15 protein-coding genes and 1 tRNA gene are annotated in these 16,844 nt (G+C 61.6%); 7 read left to right on the top strand and 9 right to left on the bottom strand.

Annotated elements, in window-relative coordinates; translation table 11 throughout:
- Positions 1 to 16: 16 nt before the first annotated feature.
- The gene (locus SC318_RS18950) at positions 17 to 439 is read right to left on the bottom strand and encodes a nuclear transport factor 2 family protein (protein ID WP_320428027.1); all 423 of its coding nucleotides are present in this window, start codon (positions 437 to 439) and stop codon (positions 17 to 19) included.
- Positions 439 to 1,389: an agmatinase gene (speB, locus tag SC318_RS18945; protein WP_320428026.1), complete on the bottom strand. Its 951-nt coding sequence runs from the start codon at positions 1,387 to 1,389 to the stop codon at positions 439 to 441. The genes SC318_RS18950 and speB overlap by 1 nt, the downstream gene beginning before the upstream one ends.
- A gap of 156 nt (positions 1,390 to 1,545) precedes the next feature.
- On the opposite strand from speB, the gene SC318_RS18940 reads away from it, so the two are divergent.
- The 7 genes from SC318_RS18940 (at position 1,546) to SC318_RS18910 (ending at position 9,371) form a co-directional block, all read left to right on the top strand.
- Positions 1,546 to 2,439 (top strand): LysR family transcriptional regulator, encoded by an 894-nt coding sequence (locus SC318_RS18940; RefSeq protein ID WP_320428025.1) that lies wholly within the window; start codon positions 1,546 to 1,548, stop codon positions 2,437 to 2,439.
- Positions 2,440 to 2,444: 5 nt separating this feature from the next.
- Positions 2,445 to 3,044 (top strand): tRNA-uridine aminocarboxypropyltransferase, encoded by a 600-nt coding sequence (locus tag SC318_RS18935; protein WP_320428024.1) that lies wholly within the window; start codon positions 2,445 to 2,447, stop codon positions 3,042 to 3,044.
- Between the two features lie 237 nt (positions 3,045 to 3,281).
- Positions 3,282 to 4,184, top strand: a complete 903-nt coding sequence (cysM, locus tag SC318_RS18930; protein ID WP_306494050.1) for a cysteine synthase CysM — start codon at positions 3,282 to 3,284, stop codon at positions 4,182 to 4,184.
- Positions 4,184 to 5,536 carry a 23S rRNA (uracil(1939)-C(5))-methyltransferase RlmD gene (gene rlmD / locus SC318_RS18925; protein WP_320428023.1) on the top strand — a complete coding sequence of 451 codons (1,353 nt, stop codon included), beginning with the start codon at positions 4,184 to 4,186 and terminating at the stop codon, positions 5,534 to 5,536. Before cysM ends, rlmD begins: the two co-directional genes overlap by 1 nt.
- A gap of 120 nt (positions 5,537 to 5,656) precedes the next feature.
- Entirely contained in the window at positions 5,657 to 7,900 is a 2,244-nt protein-coding gene (gene relA, locus SC318_RS18920) for a GTP diphosphokinase (RefSeq protein ID WP_320428022.1), read from the top strand.
- Between the two features lie 66 nt (positions 7,901 to 7,966).
- Positions 7,967 to 8,800 carry a nucleoside triphosphate pyrophosphohydrolase gene (gene mazG / locus SC318_RS18915; RefSeq protein ID WP_306494049.1) on the top strand — a complete coding sequence of 278 codons (834 nt, stop codon included), beginning with the start codon at positions 7,967 to 7,969 and terminating at the stop codon, positions 8,798 to 8,800.
- A gap of 25 nt (positions 8,801 to 8,825) precedes the next feature.
- Positions 8,826 to 9,371, top strand: coding sequence for a DUF2058 domain-containing protein (locus SC318_RS18910; protein ID WP_014719402.1), 546 nt, complete (start codon positions 8,826 to 8,828; stop codon positions 9,369 to 9,371).
- A 61-nt stretch (positions 9,372 to 9,432) separates the two neighbouring features.
- Here the strand turns inward: SC318_RS18910 and SC318_RS18905 are convergent, their stop codons facing one another.
- The 7 genes from SC318_RS18905 to SC318_RS18875 all read right to left on the bottom strand — a co-directional run bounded on the left by SC318_RS18905 (position 9,433) and on the right by SC318_RS18875 (position 16,779).
- On the bottom strand, positions 9,433 to 11,553 hold the full coding sequence (locus SC318_RS18905; RefSeq protein ID WP_320428021.1) for a TonB-dependent receptor: 2,121 nt from the start codon (positions 11,551 to 11,553) through the stop codon (positions 9,433 to 9,435).
- A gap of 9 nt (positions 11,554 to 11,562) precedes the next feature.
- Positions 11,563 to 12,774 (bottom strand): MFS transporter, encoded by a 1,212-nt coding sequence (locus SC318_RS18900; RefSeq protein ID WP_320428020.1) that lies wholly within the window; start codon positions 12,772 to 12,774, stop codon positions 11,563 to 11,565.
- Positions 12,764 to 14,689, bottom strand: coding sequence for an IucA/IucC family protein (locus SC318_RS18895; RefSeq protein ID WP_320428019.1), 1,926 nt, complete (start codon positions 14,687 to 14,689; stop codon positions 12,764 to 12,766). The genes SC318_RS18900 and SC318_RS18895 overlap by 11 nt, the downstream gene beginning before the upstream one ends.
- A 249-nt stretch (positions 14,690 to 14,938) precedes the next feature.
- Positions 14,939 to 15,127, bottom strand: coding sequence for a hypothetical protein (locus SC318_RS18890; protein WP_320428018.1), 189 nt, complete (start codon positions 15,125 to 15,127; stop codon positions 14,939 to 14,941).
- A 358-nt stretch (positions 15,128 to 15,485) separates the two neighbouring features.
- A complete protein-coding gene (locus SC318_RS18885; RefSeq protein WP_306494046.1) occupies positions 15,486 to 16,199 on the bottom strand; it encodes a DUF3108 domain-containing protein in 714 nt (237 codons plus the stop codon).
- Between the two features lie 8 nt (positions 16,200 to 16,207).
- Positions 16,208 to 16,582 (bottom strand): phosphoribosylglycinamide formyltransferase, encoded by a 375-nt coding sequence (gene purN / locus SC318_RS18880; protein ID WP_320428017.1) that lies wholly within the window; start codon positions 16,580 to 16,582, stop codon positions 16,208 to 16,210.
- 91 nt (positions 16,583 to 16,673) lie between these two features.
- A tRNA-OTHER gene (locus SC318_RS18875) sits at positions 16,674 to 16,779 on the bottom strand.
- Positions 16,780 to 16,844 lie beyond the last annotated feature (65 nt).

Raw genomic sequence — 16,844 nt, 5'->3', positions numbered from 1 at the left:
GCTCCGATCACATTGGCTAAGGGGGCGGCAGCCCTTCCGGCATAGCGGACAAATGTTCGTGACAGGCCAGCCACAGGCCTTGTTGTTGTTCTGTGCGCGACCCTTGTCGTGTGAAGACGATGGTCTCGCGTTCCTGGCTGAAGTAATGCTCCCCGTTCATGCGCAGCTCGGTGGCCACGTCATGCATGAAAATCGCCACGTCACCCTGCAGGCTGACAAAGGCGTTGCTCGAGGTGCACGACAGCACCTCGAACCCCTCGTCCCGGCGCCAGCTGTCCCACAACGCCTGGTAGGCATCGCGGCTGAGCAGCGGCTGGGGCAGGGTGTGGAACACGAAAGTCGCATCGCAGGTGAACGCGCCGAAGTAAGCGGCGCGGTCGTTGCCAGCGAAGGCCCGGACCAGCGCCGCCGCAGCCTTGAGCACCGCTGGCACGCTCATCAGCGATGTACCACGCCGGGCAGTACGCAGAGCATCTCGTACAGCAGGTTGGCGCCCAGCAGCGAGGTGTTGCCGGTGGTGTCGTAGGGCGGTGACACTTCCACCAGGTCGCAACCGACCAAATCCAGGCCCTGGCAGCCGCGGATGATCTCGATTGCCTGGATGGTGGTCAGCCCGCCGATTTCCGGAGTGCCGGTGCCAGGCGCCCAGGCCGGGTCGATGCCGTCGATATCGAAGCTCAGGTACACCGGACCGCCGCCGACTTTTTCGCGCACTTCGGCCATCAATGGCGCGAGCGAGTGATGCCAGCATTCTTCGGCCTGAACCACACGAAAGCCCTGCTTGCGGCTCCAGTTGAAGTCTTCGGCGGTGTAGCCCTGGGCGCGCAGGCCGATCTGCACCACGCGGTCGCAATCGAGCAAGCCTTCTTCCACGGCGCGGCGGAAGGTGGTGCCGTGGGCGATTTTCTCACCGAACATATGATCGTTGACGTCGGCGTGGGCGTCGATGTGCACCAGCCCGACCTTGCCGTGTTTTTTATGGATAGCCCGCAGGATCGGCAGGGTGATGGTGTGATCGCCGCCCAGGGTCATGGGAATAACGTTGTGCTCGAGGATTTCATCGTAGGCTTCTTCGATGATGCGCACGGCGTCCAGGAGGTTGAAGGTGTTGATCGCCACGTCGCCAATGTCGGCAACCGACAGCGAATCGAACGGCGCCGCACCGGTGGCCATGTTGTAGGGGCGGATCATCACCGATTCGGCGCGGATTTCACGGGGGCCGAAGCGGGTGCCGGCGCGCAGCGAGGTGCCGATGTCCAGGGGCACGCCGATAAAGGCGGCGTCCAGGCCCTTGGCCGACTGCAGGTGGGGCAGGCGCATCATGGTGGCGATGCCGGCGAAACGCGGCATTTCATTGCCGCCCAGTGGTTGGTGGAAAATCTTGTCCACGGGATTGCCTCATCATTATTTTGTTTATCAGGGGCCGATTCTGCGAAAAGCGCAGGGAGGGAAGAATCGGCAGAGGCAAATACTTAGTTCAGATTTTTCTAAACTAACGCCTGAGGTAAACTCGGCGGCAAATGTGGGAGCGCCTCTGGAGAATCCATGGCCAACGCCTTGCCCGACCTCAAACTCCTGCGCATCTTCGTCAGCGTCGTGCGGCACCAGGGGTTCGCCAATGCCCAGCACGAACTCAACCTGTCCACGTCAGCCATCAGCACCTACATGAGCCAGCTGGAATCGGCGTTGGGCCTGGTGCTGTGCCATCGCGGGCGGGGCGGCTTCAGCCTGACCAGCAAGGGCGAGCTGTTTCATCAGGAAACCTTGCGGTTACTGGGTGAGCTGGAAGGCTTCGAACAATATGCCGCCGCGTTGAAGGGCGAGTTGCGCGGCACCCTCAAGCTCGGCGTGCTCGACTCAACCGTCAGCGATAAAGCCTTGCCGTTCGCCGAAGTGATTGGCGCCTACAGCCAGGAACACCCGGCAGTGCACCTGCATTTATCGGTCATGAGCCCGTATGAGTTGCAACTGGGCGTGCAGGACAACCGTCTGGACTTGGCCATCGGCGCGTTCTCCAACCGCATGAGCGGGCTGGTGTATATGCCGCTGTACCGCGAGCAGCACTGGCTGTATTGCAGCACTCGGCATCCTTTGTTCAATGAGCGACGCATCCCCGAGCAGGTCATCACCCAACAACGTATGGTCGGGCGTGGTTACTGGAGCCAGGCCGAACTGGCGCGCCACGGCTTCAAGCACAGCGCCGCGACGGTGGAAAGCATGGAGGCGCAGCTGATTCTGGTGCTGTCGGGCGCCTACATCGGCTACTTGCCCGAACACTACGCCCAGGCCTGGGCCGACAAGGGCGACCTGCGTGTGCTGCTGCCGGCCACCTTTGGCTACCAGGCGCCGTTTTCGATGATCATGCGCCGTGGGCGAAGCCGCGAGCCGCTGATCCAGACCTTTCGCGATCTACTTAAAGCCCAGCTCAACCAGGTCTGAAAACCATGTCCAGACCCCAATGCCCGCGCTGCCTCAGGCCGACCACTCATTGCCTGTGCGCGCTGATCCCCAGCCTCGACAGCCGTACCCGCGTGTTGCTGTTGCAGCACCCCAGCGAGGTCAACCATGCGCTGAATACGGCGCGATTGGCGGCGCTGGGGCTCAACAATGCGCAGTTGGTGGTGGGGGAGGTGTTCGAGGACCTGGCGACGTTATTGAACCCGCCGGGGTATCAGGCGCGGTTGTTGTTTCCGGCCGATGATGCGCAGCCTTTGCAAACCTACGGGCCGGGTGATCAGCCACTGTTGCTGGTGGTGCCCGATGGCACGTGGCGCAAGGCGCGCAAGCTGCTGTACCTGAACCCGCTGCTGGCAGCCTTGCCGCGAGTGAGCTTGGCCGACGGTAGCGTTTCCCGGTATCGGCTGCGCAAGGCGCCTGGCCCAGGGGCGTTGTCGACGGTCGAAGCGATTGCGCAGGCGCTGCAGTTATTGGAAGCGCCGACATCGTTCGAGCCGTTGCTCAAACCCTTTGAAGCACTTATCGAGGGGCAGATCGCTGCAATGGGTGAAGAGGTTTTCCGGCGAAATCATGGCGACGGAGATTAGGGCCCGGCCGGTTATCGAGGTGCGGCCATCGGGGGCAAGCCCCCTCCCACATTCGACCGCATGCTCATGTTGGAACGCGATCAACTGTGGGAGGGGGCTTGCCCCCGATGGCGCCCTCATAGGCACCACACCTCTGCCTTATTCCCATAAGCCATAAGCACCATACTTTGCGTGATATGGCCCGCCGACCTTTCCCGGTATGATGTCCGCCCCCGCAGTCTGGATTGCGAATACGCCATGACCTTGCAGTACCCCACAATAGCCGATTGCGTCGGCAACACACCCCTGGTCCGCTTGCAACGCATGGCGGGTGAAACCAGCAATACCCTGTTGCTCAAGCTTGAGGGCAACAACCCCGCCGGTTCCGTCAAGGACCGTCCGGCGCTGTCGATGATCACCCGCGCCGAACTGCGCGGGCAGATCAAGCCGGGCGACACGCTGATCGAAGCCACCTCGGGTAATACCGGGATCGCCCTGGCCATGGCCGCCGCGATCAAGGGTTACAAGATGGTGCTGATCATGCCCGACAACGGCAGCGCCGAGCGCAAGGCGGCAATGACCGCCTATGGCGCCGAGCTTGTCCTGGTCACCCAGGAAGAGGGCATGGAAGGCGCGCGTGACCTGGCTGAACGCATGGCCGCCGAAGGCCGTGGCGTGGTGCTGGACCAGTTCGCCAACGGGGATAACCCCGAAGCGCACTACACCAGCACCGGCCCGGAAATCTGGCGCCAGACCCAGGGCACCGTTACCCATTTCGTCAGTTCCATGGGCACCACCGGCACCATCATGGGCAACTCGCGCTACCTCAAGGAGCAGAACCCGGCGATTCAGATCGTCGGCCTGCAACCGATGGAAGGCGCAGCCATCCCCGGTATCCGGCGCTGGCCTGAAGAGTACCTGCCGAAGATCTACAACGCCACGCGGGTGGATCGCATCATCGACATGGCTCAGCGTGAAGCCGAAGACACCACCCGCCGCCTGGCCCGTGAAGAAGGCATCTTCTGCGGCGTGTCGTCCGGTGGCGCTGTGGCCGGTATGTTGCGCTTGTCCAGGGAAGTCGAAAACGCGGTGATCGTCGCGATCATCTGTGACCGAGGCGACCGCTACCTGTCGACCGGCATCTTCGACGAACCCAACTGATGGCCAAGCACGAGAGAGGCCTGCGCTTCCAGCCGACGGGCGGCAGCCGGGCCCCGCAGATTCCCGTAGGCAAGAAGCAACGCCTGACCATCGAACGCCTGGCCAATGACGGTCGCGGCATCGTGTTCTTCGAAGGCCGCACCTGGTTCGTCAATGGTGCGCTGGCCGGCGAAGAGGTGGAAGTACGCGTGCTCGGCACCCACGGCAAGGTGGTTGAGGCGCGCACCGAGCGTGTATTCACCGCCAGCGAGCTGCGCCGCCCCGCACCCTGTGCCCACGTTGGCCGTTGTGGCGGCTGCAGCGTGCAGCACCTGCCTCATCACGAACAGCTTGCGCTGAAACAGCGCATGCTCGCCGAGCAATTGTCCCGCGTAGCCGGCGTCGAACCGCAAGAATGGGCCGCGCCCTTGAGCGGGCCGGAATTCGGCTACCGCCGCCGTGCCCGCGTGGCGGTGCGTTGGGATGCGAAGGCGAAGCAACTCGAGGTGGGTTTCCGTGCCGTGGCCAGCCAGGACATCGTCGCCATCGATGATTGCCCGGTGCTGGTACAGGCCTTGCAGCCGATCATGCAGCGTCTGCCGGCCATGCTGCGCCGCTTGAGCAAACCGCAGGCGTTGGGGCACGTGGAGCTGTTCAGCGGGTCGTCCATCGCCGTGTTGCTTCGGCACATGGCACCGCTGTCAGACGCGGACATGCAGGTACTGAAGGAATTCTGCGCGTTCCATGACGCCCAATTGTGGCTGCACGGCGAAGGTCAGCCGGAGCCGGTCGAGCCAGCCACGACGCTTGGTTTCCGACTGGAGGCGTGGGATCTGGAGCTGGCTTACCGGCCAGGGGATTTCGTGCAGGTTAATGCCGCGGTCAACGAGGCGATGGTGGCCCAGGCCCTGCAATGGCTGGCGCCGCAACCCGATGAGCGGGTGCTGGATCTGTTTTGCGGGCTGGGCAACTTCGCCCTGCCACTGGCCAGGCAGGTACGCGAAGTGATTGCCGTGGAAGGTGTGCAGGCGATGGTCGAGCGTGCTGCGCAGAATGCCTTAAGCAACAATTTGCATAACGCCGAGTTTTTTCAAGCCGATTTGTCCCAGCCTCTGACTGATGCGCAATGGGCCAAACAAGGCTTTTCTGCGGTACTCTTGGACCCACCCCGCGACGGTGCCCAGGAGGTTGTGCGTAAACTTGCAACCCTGGGGGCCAGGCGCCTGGTGTATGTGTCCTGCAACCCGGCCACGCTGGCGCGGGACACCGTTGAGTTGGTCAAGCAAGGTTACCGGCTAAAGCGTGCCGGGATCCTCGACATGTTTCCGCAGACAGCGCATGTCGAGGCCATGGCGTTATTTGAAGCGGGCTAGGATGCCCGTTTAATCCGACTGGCCTGCAGTCTCCAGGGCCGTGAACTGCCAGGGAGCCTGCAGCAAGGTCGGCGATGATTTTTGGCGCATCCAAGGTGCGTCGTAGGGAAGGTAAGCAAGATGGTACAGGTGAGAGCACACCAGCCGATCAACACCGACGGCAGTATCAATCTCGAGGCATGGCTGGATCATGCCGTCAGTGTCGACCCGGCACTGGACCGTGAAGCCTTGAAAGCAGCCTGCGAGTTCGCTCGTGAGTCTGAACAGCAAGACAATGCGGCCAAAAACCTGTGGGCGGAAGGCACTTCAAGCTTTCGTACCGGGTTGGAAATCGCCGAGATCCTGGCCGATCTCAAGCTGGACCAGGATTCGCTGATCGCCGCCGTGCTCGATCGCGGCGTGCGTGAAGGGCACATCCCGTTGCCGACCGTCAGCCAGCGATTTGGCGCCGTGGTGGCCAAGCTGATCGACGGCGTGCTGCGCATGGCGGCCATCAGTGCCAGCCTCAGTCCGCGTCAGTCCATGGTGCTGGGTACCCAGGGCCAAGTGGAAAACCTGCGCAAGATGCTGGTGGCGATGGTCGACGATGTGCGCGTCGCGCTGATCAAGCTGGCCGAACGCACCTGCGCGATCCGGGCGGTGAAAACCGCCGACGACGAAAAGCGCAACCGCGTGGCCCGCGAGGTCTTCGATATCTACGCGCCGCTGGCGCACCGCCTGGGTATCGGCCATATCAAATGGGAGCTGGAGGACCTGTCCTTCCGCTACCTCGAGCCCGATCAATACAAACAGATCGCCACGCTGCTGCATGAGCGGCGGCTCGACCGCGAGCGCTTTATCAGCGACGTGATGGGCCAGTTGCGCTCCGAGTTGCAGGCCACCGGCGTGGATGCCGACATCAGCGGCCGCGCCAAGCACATCTATTCCATCTGGCGCAAAATGCAGCGCAAGGGCCTGGCGTTCAGCCAGATCTACGACGTACGCGCCGTGCGTGTGCTGGTGCCGGAAATGCGCGACTGCTACACCGCGCTGGGGATCGTGCATACCCTGTGGCGGCACATTCCCAAGGAATTCGACGACTACATCGCCAACCCCAAGGAAAACGGCTATCGCTCGCTGCACACGGCGGTGATCGGCCCTGAAGGCAAGGTGCTGGAAGTGCAGATTCGCACCCACGCCATGCACGAAGAGGCGGAGCTGGGGGTTTGCGCGCACTGGCGCTACAAGGGCACCGACGTCAAGGCCGGTTCCAACCAGTACGAAGAAAAAATCTCCTGGTTGCGCCAAGTGCTGGAGTGGCACGAAGAGCTGGGCGACATCGGTGGCCTGGCCGAACAGCTGCGCGTGGATATCGAACCGGACCGGGTCTACATCTTCACCCCCGACGGCCACGCCATCGACTTGCCCAAGGGTGCCACGCCACTGGACTTCGCTTACCGCGTGCACACCGAAATCGGCCACAACTGCCGGGGCGCCAAGATCAACGGGCGCATCGTGCCGCTCAACTACAGCCTGCAAACCGGTGAACAGGTCGAGATCATCACCAGCAAACACGGCACGCCGAGCCGCGACTGGCTGAACCCGAACCTGGGCTATATCACCACCTCGCGGGCGCGGGCGAAGATCGTCCATTGGTTCAAACTGCAGGCCCGCGACCAGAACGTCGCCGCCGGCAAGACTCTGCTCGAACGCGAACTGGCGCGCCTGGGCCTGCCCCAGGTGGACTTCGACAAGCTGGCCGAAAAGGCCAACATGAAGATCGCCGAAGACATGTTCGCCGCCCTCGGTGCCGGCGATTTGCGTCTGGCCCAGTTGGTCAACCTGGCCCAGCAACTGGTGGAGCCGGAGCGCGGCAACGAACAGCTGGAACTGATCCCGCGCAAGGCCACCGGCTACAAGCCTGGCAAGCGCGGCGATATCCAGATCCAGGGCGTGGGCAACCTGATGACGCAAATGGCCGGTTGCTGCCAGCCGTTGCCGGGCGATGCCATTGTTGGCTACATCACCCAGGGCCGCGGTGTGAGCATTCACCGCCAGGACTGCGCCTCGGTGCTGCAACTGGGCGGGCGCGAGCCAGAGCGGATCATCCAGGTCAGCTGGGGCCCGGTGCCGGTGCTCACGTACCCGGTGGACATCATCATCCGTGCCTACGACCGCTCCGGCCTGCTGCGCGACGTGTCGCAAGTGCTGCTCAACGAGCGGATCAACGTGCTCGCGGTCAACACCCGCTCCAACAAGGAGGACAACACTGCGCTGATGTCCCTGACCATCGAGATTCCGGGGTTGGATGCGCTGGGGCGGTTGCTGGGGCGGATTTCCCAGTTGCCGAACATCATCGAGACGCGGCGTAATCGCACCCCATGAACGCGGTTTAAAATGTGGGAGGGGGCAAGCCCCCTCCCACATTTGATCTTCAGCGGAAAGAGACTGATGTATTCACTTGAAGACCTGCTACACCTGATGAACCGCCTGCGCGACCCGCAATTCGGTTGCCCGTGGGACATCAAGCAAACCTACGCCAGCATCGTGCCGCATACCCTCGAAGAAGCCTACGAAGTGGCCGACGCCATCGAGCGCGGCGACTTCGATCATCTGCAGGGGGAATTGGGCGATCTGCTGTTCCAGGTGGTGTATTACAGCCAATTGGCGCGCGAAGAAGGGCGCTTCGAATTTGCCGGGGTGATCGACAGCATCACCCGCAAGCTGATCCGGCGTCACCCCCACGTGTTTCCGACCGGCGATCTGTATGCCCCGCTGGATATCCCGCAGTTGAGCGAAGAGCAGGTCAAGCAGCGCTGGGAGCAGATCAAGGCTGAGGAACGCGCGGAGAAATCCGACGCACCCGAGCAATTGTCCCTGCTCGATGATGTGCCCACCGCCTTGCCGTCTCTCTCGCGTGCGGCCAAGTTGCAAAAGCGCGCCAGCCAGGTGGGTTTCGACTGGCCGTCGGCGTTGCCGGTGGTGGATAACGTGCGCGAAGAGCTCGATGAAGTGCTTGAAGCCATGGCCGATAACGATTCGGCGGCCATCGCCGATGAAGTCGGCGACCTGTTGTTCGCTGCGGTCAACCTGGCCCGTCACCTCAAGGTCGACCCGGAAACCGCGCTGCGCGGCGCCAATGCCAAGTTCGAGCGACGTTTCCGATTTATCGAACAGGCATTGCGCGACACGCACCAACCCATAGAAGATTGCACCCTCGAAACGTTGGACGCCCTGTGGGGCGAAGCCAAACGCCAGGAAAAGAATGTATCCAGCTGCGGTTGAGCAGTTGCCCAAGTGAGTAAGCACCATGAGCCTTTCCCTTCGCGACCAGTTGCTCAAAGCAGGTCTGGTCAACCAAAAGCAGGCCAAGCAGGTCGGCAAAGAGAAGCAGAAACAGCAGCGGCTGGTCCACAAGGGTCAGGCTGAAGTCGATGACACCCAGGCGCGCCTGGCGGCCGAGGCGCATGCCGAGAAGGTCAAGCGCGACCAGGAGCTGAACCGTCAGCAGCAGGAAAAAGCCGAGGCCAAGGCGCGCACGGCCCAGGTCAAGCAGTTGATCGAAACCTCGCGCCTGCCGAAGTTGACCACCGAGGATTACTACAACTTCGTGGATGACAAGAAGGTCAAGCGCCTGTCGGTCAACACGCTGATGCGCAACAAACTGAGCAACGGCTCCCTGGCCATCGTGCACCACGGCGGCGGTTACGAGGTGATCCCGCGCGAAGCCGCGCTGAAGATCCAGGAGCGCGCGCCAGAGCGTATCGTGCAGCTCAATATCCTGACGGAAAGCCAGGTGCCGGATGAGGACGATCCGTACGCTGCCTACCAGATCCCCGACGATCTGATGTGGTAAGCCGTTAAAACACAAACCCCGCCAAAAGGCGGGGTTTGTGTTTTAACCAGCTGCGTGCAGCTTACCAATCCACCGCATAGCTGAGGCTGAAGGTGCGACCTTCGGCATTCGGGTATGGGGCGCGGGCGTTGGCCTGAGCGAACATGTTCTGGTAGTTGCGGTTGGTGAGGTTGTACACCGCACCTTCGAGGCGGCCTACCGGCAGGCTTACCGAGCCGAGCAGGTCGACCAGGGTGTAGCCCTGGATATCGCGCCCGTTGTTGTCCTTGAACGCGGCGTCGTAATTGGCCAGGCGCATGCCCTGCAGGCGCAGGCTGTAGTCGCCACGGTCATAGCCGACAAAAGCTGTGGTCTTGGCGGGCGAGATACGGGTGGCGGGCAGGTCGATCCATTTGCCGTTCTGCTGGGTTTCACCTTTGGCGTAGGCGTAGGTGCCGCCTACTGACCATTGGTCGTTGACGTTGTAGGTCAGGCTGGTTTCGATGCCACGCACGCGTTCTTTCTGATTGATCAGGCGCAGTACGCGGTCATTGGCGTCATAGAACTGCGTCACATCCGACGTGTTTTCATACGCCGTGACATTGGCCAGCCACTTGTCCCAGTTGCCACGCCAGCCCAGTTCATAGCTGTTGACCTTCAGCGCCTGGGCATTGAGGTCTTGAATGTTGTACGTGCTGTTGACGTCACGCAGGAAGCGCTGGATATCCGGCAGGGAAAAGCCCTGGCTGAAGTTGGCGAATACATCCTGGTTTTCGGTCAGGTGGTACACCGCGCCGAGGTTGTAGAGGGTGTCGTCATACTTGAGAGTGCCGCCCGGCAGCGTCGCGCGGTTGCCGGTCTGAACGATTTCGCCGTAAGCGATGCTGTCGTCGACATCGCTCTCGATCCACTCGCGGCGCACGCCACCGCGCAAGGTCCAGTCACCGATGTCATAGGACAGTTGGCCGAAGATGGCCTTGGTGGTGGTCTGAATGTCCGGGCCCAGCTCGAAGGTGGTGCCGGTCTTGGTGTAGGTCAGGCCGTTGACGCGGTACTGGTCGCCGCGTTGACGCGAGGTTTCATGGTCATAGTCGGCGCCCCAGACCAGGTTGCCGGTCGCCGGGCCGATGTCCGGCATTTGTGTGTCGATCGCGGCGCGCAAGCCATACACATCTTGCACGCTGTTGTTGTCCGATACGCCTGCTCGGCCCCTGGACAGGTCCGGGAAGAACAACGCATCCGCGCGGCGCCAGTAACTTTCCACCTGCAGACCCTGGCCGTAGAAATCCTTGTCGGTGTAGTTAAGGTTGACCGCCTGGTTGTGGGTGTAAGGCTGGTCGCCCAGGTCCAGGCCCTTTACCGCGACCGCAGAGCTGGTGATACGCGGGTTCTTGGTATAGCGGGTGTCTTGCTCGTCCTTGTAGTCCTGCAGCGACAGGCTGAGCTTCTTGTCATCATCGAGCTCGTAGCCGAAACGCCCTTGCAGGTCGTAGGTGTCGGTGTCCATGTTGCTGCCCTGGGACGTGTCCTGGGGAATGCGTTTGCCGTTGCCGTCGAACTGGTCGTTGCGCTGCACGGTGTTGCCCGAGAGGTACCAGTCCACCGGGCCCTTGCGCCCCGTGGCACTTTGAAACGCCTCGTAGGAAAAGCCCTTGTGGCTGAAGCTATTGCCGGCGGTCATGCCGACCTTGCTGCTGAAAGCCAAGTCTTCGCCCTTGTTGCGCTTGGTGATGATGTTGATGATGCCGCCTGATGCGCCTGCGCCGTAGACACTGCTGGCACCGGAGATCACTTCGATGCGTTCGATGCTTTCCGGCGCCACGCTGTTGAGTTGGCGGAAGTTATCCCGTGTGGCGTTCTGGGAAACCCCATCGATCAGGATCAGGGTATTGCGCCCCCGAAGTGTCTGGCCGAAGTTGCTCATGCCGCCGCTGGAAGGGGCGATGCCCGGCACCAGTTGGCCGAGGATATCGGCGACGCGGCGTCCGGCCCCCGTCTGCTGGCGGATCTGCTCTTCGTTGATCACCTGCACCGAGCCTGGAATCTGCGCGATGCTGGTTTCATTGCGCGTGGCCGAGACCACGGTCTCCTGTAGCTGCAGGGTGGTCGGCGCGGCCTGGGTCTGCTCTGCCTGGTCGGCCCAGGCAGGGGCACTTATCGACCCGAAAAGCGGCAGCAGCACTGCCCATTGCGATTTGTTCATGAGCTTGTCTCAGTTATTAGAAGTATTGACAGAAAGAACCGATGTTTCAGGCATGCGCGTCAACGAGCGGATGGCGCGGATGCCGACGGCGGCCAGTGCATAGGTGAGTGCCACCAGCCAGAAGCTGTGCCCCAGGCCCACCAAGCCCATGCCGATGCCCCCGATCAGCGCGCCGCCCAAGGCACCTGCTTTGGCGGCGCTGTTGCCCATGCCCAGGGCGAAACCCTGCTGGCTCGGCGCTACGGTGTTGGCGATCAGCGTGTAGGCAACGGGCAACAAGGCGCCTTGCCACACGCCCCATAGCAGTCGACTGGCGATGAATCCCAGCCATTCACTGGCCAGTGCGGTGAAGGCCAGCGTCAAGGCGCAGGCCCAGGTGACCCACTCGATAATGCGCAGCGTGTGTGCGGGTTGATGTCGATCGAACAGGCGGCCCCATAACGGCGCGGACAGCGCCAGGGTCAATGCGCTGGCGGCATAGCTGGCGCCGATCAGCCACGCGGGTGCGTGCAGGACATCGGCAACATATAACGCGTAGAACGGTTGCGGCATCATCTTGGCTGCTTGAATCAATACGATGATTCCCAGCATCGCGCCAAGCCAGCCTTTGGGCAGTGCGGCGGGCTTGGAGGTGCGGGCAGGTCTCGATCGGGGTGAGTCGTTGGGTAAAAACAGACTGATTATTGCGCACAACACGCAGACGGCGGTGGCGCTGTAGCACAGCAATACGAAACCGGATATATCCATCAGCCAGCCGCCCAGCACCGGCCCGGCGAGGGAACCGACGGCGGTGGCTGATTGCAGGCGGGCCAGAATATGCCCGCGTCCACCGTCGCCGCAGCAGGCCAGCGCATAGGCTTGTGCTGCCGCGATGAAACCGGCCAGGGCCCCTTGCGCCACGCGAATGGCCACCAGCACCCAAGGGTCGAGGGTAAGCGCCGCCAGCGCCTGGCACACCGCCAGCGCCAGCAACGCACGGATGATCATCGGCTTGTGCCCGGTTCGGTCGCCCAGTCGGCCCCACAGGGGCGTCAGGATCATCGCCGCCATCATAGGCCCGGCGTACACCAGCGAAGACAACAGGCCGGTGTACTGGGCATTGGCAACACCGAGCAGCTTCTGGATCTGCAGCGGCCAGAAGGGGCCGCTCATCTCCATGGCCCCCATCGACACCAACTGAATCACCACCAGCAGCCGCAGCGCCGTGCCGTTATTCGGCATTGGCGATGGCGCTCAACGGGTTGGGCAGGCGTCCGACGATGTCGGCGTGGCTTTCCAGCAGGCGCATGCGCATGAACGACTTCGCTGGCCAGTCCAGCTCCAGCAGTGCCTGGCGTTCGGTTTGCCAGCGTTGCGGCTCGACCTGACCGCGCAAGTCGTCAAAGCACTGGCTGACCTGTGTCGACAGCGCCTTCCAGAGCCGCGCTTGGGGCAGGTCGAAGTGGCGCGAGGCGAGCAGTACCAATTCGCCCAGGTGACACATGAACACCGTGTGCAGCAGCTTGTCGCGCACGAAACCGGCGTCGTCGTAGAGCGTCATCTTCGGGTCGTGCAGTTCAATGTCCAGGCCGTGGGCGTGCAAGGTTTTGCGGTCGATGCGGATATCGCCGAAATCGCGCAGCAACAGGCGGCTCAATTGGCCGTCAGCAGCCATGACCATGAAGGAGTTCTGCTGATGGGCCTCGAAGGCAATGCCGTAGCGCAAGTACATGCCCAGCAGTGCCGGCACGGTGATTGCCGCGTAGTCGTGGAAGAAGGCGAGCATGGCATCGGCGTCATCCTTGCTTTTGCTCAGCCGCACCCATTGCCTGAGCAGCGGCTGGCCGTGCTGGTCGGTGGCAAACAGGCTGCCCACCGGCACCGCCATTTCTCCCGGCTGCAGCTGGCTCTGCGGATTGTCGCGGTACAGCACCGCCAGGTGACGAGAGTGTTCGTCGTTGGCCGGCTGTGGCTTGAAATGCACACCGATGCGCTCGGGGACGATGCTGAGGATGTTCTTAATCGCAGGCTCGCGTTCCAGGATTGCCAGCAGCAGGTGGCTGATCCGCGGGCCCATGCGCGCCGAGCGTGGCGAAACGGTGCGCTGTACGCTGGTCAGTCGCAGCGACACCGGCAGCTTGACCATCGGCGCATCGCTGCGGCCTTCAGGCAGAACGGTGCGGAACGACATGGTGGGGTGGGCAGTGAATGCAACGATGTCGGTCAGCACCAGCAAGCGGTCACCGATTTCATTGGCGAACAGCTGCGGTAATTCCTGGCGAGCTTGCCAGGGGTGGGCAGGCAGCGGCAGATAATCGCCGGCCTCCAGGCCCTGAGCGGTCAGTTGTGCGGTCAATTGGCGGGCGGCCTGCGGGAAGTGGCTTTGCCACCACTGCCAGTAATCCGCAGTTCCGGCCAGGCTTTCGACATGGGCGTACTGGCGGTGCAACGCACACAGCAACACAGGGAAACGCGCCTCGAACTCTGGCGAGAAATCAATTACCTGGTCTGTCCCCAAACCCAGCTTCGTCTTGTAGTTGGGGTGCCAGGGGTGACCGAGCGTACCCCATTGCTCAAGCACCGATGTCGGGTTGCAAACCTCGGCGTCGTCCTTGAGGTAGCTGAGCAGGTTGCCCTGATGCTCAGCGCCCATTGATGCGTGCAGGTTGAGCGTCCATTGCTGGTGAAAGGCGAGGCACAGCGTATCGTTGATGAAGCTGTCGTCGATCTCTGCGTTGAGACGGTTCAAGACTTCAGGGTCGGCAGGCGATTGCAGGCTCGTGTTGAGCAGGGTCAGCAACTGTGACGGAAACTGGATGTGCTGTTCGGGCTGCCCGGCCCGCAGCAGGCTGACCTTGCCTCGCAAATCCCAGCTGGCCATACGGCCGGGCTGCAAGTGTTCGAAGCGCAGGCGGCTCTGGTCGGGTAGCACCAGCCAGCAGTGATCGTGTTCATCATGGCTGAGTGTGTCGGGGTCGAGCAGGCCTTCACGAAACAGCGCTTGGATCAGGCGTTGAAAACTGCGTTCGCAAGCGGGCGCCAAGGTCGCCACCAGCGAATCCATGGTGAGGTGCCTGGCCTGGAATTGACGGGTGGCGAGAGCTTCACCCCAGCGGCCAAGCAGCGATTGTTCCGGTGTGGTGATGTATCCGTGCATCAAGTCAAACTCCGTTTCCGTGGGGCCGAGTGAAAGCGCAGCGATACTATCGAGAATCATTACCAAATGTCTATTTGTTGTTACGCTTTTTGCTTACACGATTTTTCAACTGGGGGAAGGGCGGGGAGCCGCAGGATCAAGCGGGTTAAATGCGTGTATGCGATAAACGAAAAACCCCGCTCAGAGGCGGGGTTTTTGTGTGTAGGCGGCTCGGCTGCGTGGGCCGAGTTTCTACGTGATTTCAGTGTTTCAGGAGCTTTTTGCCTGGCGTTGCAGTTCGAGCGTTTCCAGTTCGTTTTTATAATTGTGGGCGTCGCTCTCGCTGTGGAACATGCCAACCAATACGTCTTGCTGATGGACATCCCAGATATGAATCCCGTGGCCTATCGCTTCATGGGACATATGTTCATCGTCGCGTTCAGTTACTTTTACAGTCATCTGCTTGCTCCAATCTTTGGTGGGCCTGCGGCAAGTCGTCGCAGGCCTTTGTTATATGATTTGTTAGCTTGCTAAGTAAACTGCTTTTGCACGCAACAATTTATTGCGGGAAACGCAACATTCGCGCAGGCCGCGTAAACCGCGGCGTTTGGCCGCAATGGCTGAGGTTGGATGACAAAAGTTTCATGTTGGGGGCAGGCTACTGACGCCATCGGGAGCAAGCCCCCTCCCACATTTTGGAACGCATTCCAAGTGTGGGAGGGGGCTTGCTCCCGATAGCGGTGGCGGCTCACAACAAAACCTGCAGGCAAAAAAAAGCCCCGCATTCAGCGAGGCTTTCCTTGGAATCATCAGCTCATCAGCTACCTTTGACAGCCTGACCGTCAACGGTGCCATCCTGCAGCATGATGTTGTATTCCTTGCCATCGGTCTCAACCTGGCGCAAGGCGACCAGAATGCCGCCCTGATCCTTGGCAAACCACATTTGGGTGATGCGCTTGCTCTGCGAAGGATCACGCACGCGCTCAACCTTGATCGCGTCGATGGAGCCTACCTTGGTCTGGACCTTTTCCGGGCCAATCACGCGGAAGTCATAGGTATCAACATCAGTACCCTCGGCCACGCGGTAGCTCATGCTTTTCTTGCCGGCAGCCACGTCACGCTGAAGGGCGAGTTGGTACGTGGACTTGTCGAGCATGCCGCTTTCGAGGGTGACGTTAACCGGGTCCTTGTTTTCAAAGCCGGTGATTTTCTTGGTCGCCTGGTCGAAGTCCAGGTTGATCTTCTTCGCCTTGCCCAGGCCGCCGCGTTCGAAGCTGTAGCTCTTGGGCTGCAGGGTGTCCTTGTCAAACAGGATCACGCTGGTTTCGGTCAGGCTGGCAATCATCATTGAGGCCTTGAAGTTCAAGGTCCAGGTGCCATCGCCGTTTTTGGTCAGGCTGCGTTCAGCCGAACCACTCATGGGAAGCTGCTTCCAGTCGGCGGTGTAGCTGACGGAGAAGGGGTGAAGGTCTGCCGCTTGCACGGCAGGCAGAGCGAACAGCGCAAAAGCGAAAAGCAGGGCGCGACGCATAAAATCTCCTAGGTTCGAATCAAGTGGCCGCTGGCCGCGAGTAACTGACCGTCCAATAATGCACCCTGTTCGCCAAGAATCAACCGACCCTCGGCAAACCAGCGAACAGCCAGCGGATAAATCCTGTGTTCCTGGGTATGAACCCGTTGCGCAAGCGTCTGCGCCGAGTCTTGTGACTCTACCGGAACCACTGCCTGTACGACCAGAGGCCCGCCATCGAGTTCCTCGGTGACAAAATGCACGCTGCAGCCATGCTCGCTGTCGCCGGCGTCGAGGGCGCGTTGGTGGGTGTGCATGCCTTTGTACTTGGGCAGCAGGGACGGGTGGATATTGAGCAGGCGTCCTTCGTAATGCCGCACGAAGTCAGCGCTGAGGATGCGCATGAAGCCGGCCAGGACGACGAGCTTGGGGTTGAAGGCGTCGATCAGTTCGATCAGGGCGCGGTCGAAGGCCTCGCGACCGTCGAACGCCTTGTGGTCCAGCGAGCGGGTTTCGATACCCGCGTCCCTGGCGCGCTGCAGGCCGTAGGCGTCGCTGCGGTTGGAAATCACCGCAGCGATGCGTACCGGGCTGTCGCCGGTACGCGTGCTGTCGATCAGGGCCTGCAAGTTACTGCCGGTGCCGGAGAGCAGCACCACCACATCA

Source organism: Pseudomonas sp. MUP55 (genome assembly GCF_034043515.1).
In the GTDB taxonomy this organism is placed as follows: Bacteria; Pseudomonadota; Gammaproteobacteria; order Pseudomonadales; family Pseudomonadaceae; genus Aquipseudomonas.
Note: the sequence above shows the minus strand (reverse complement) of the source record. Positions and strands in the feature narration are given on the sequence as shown.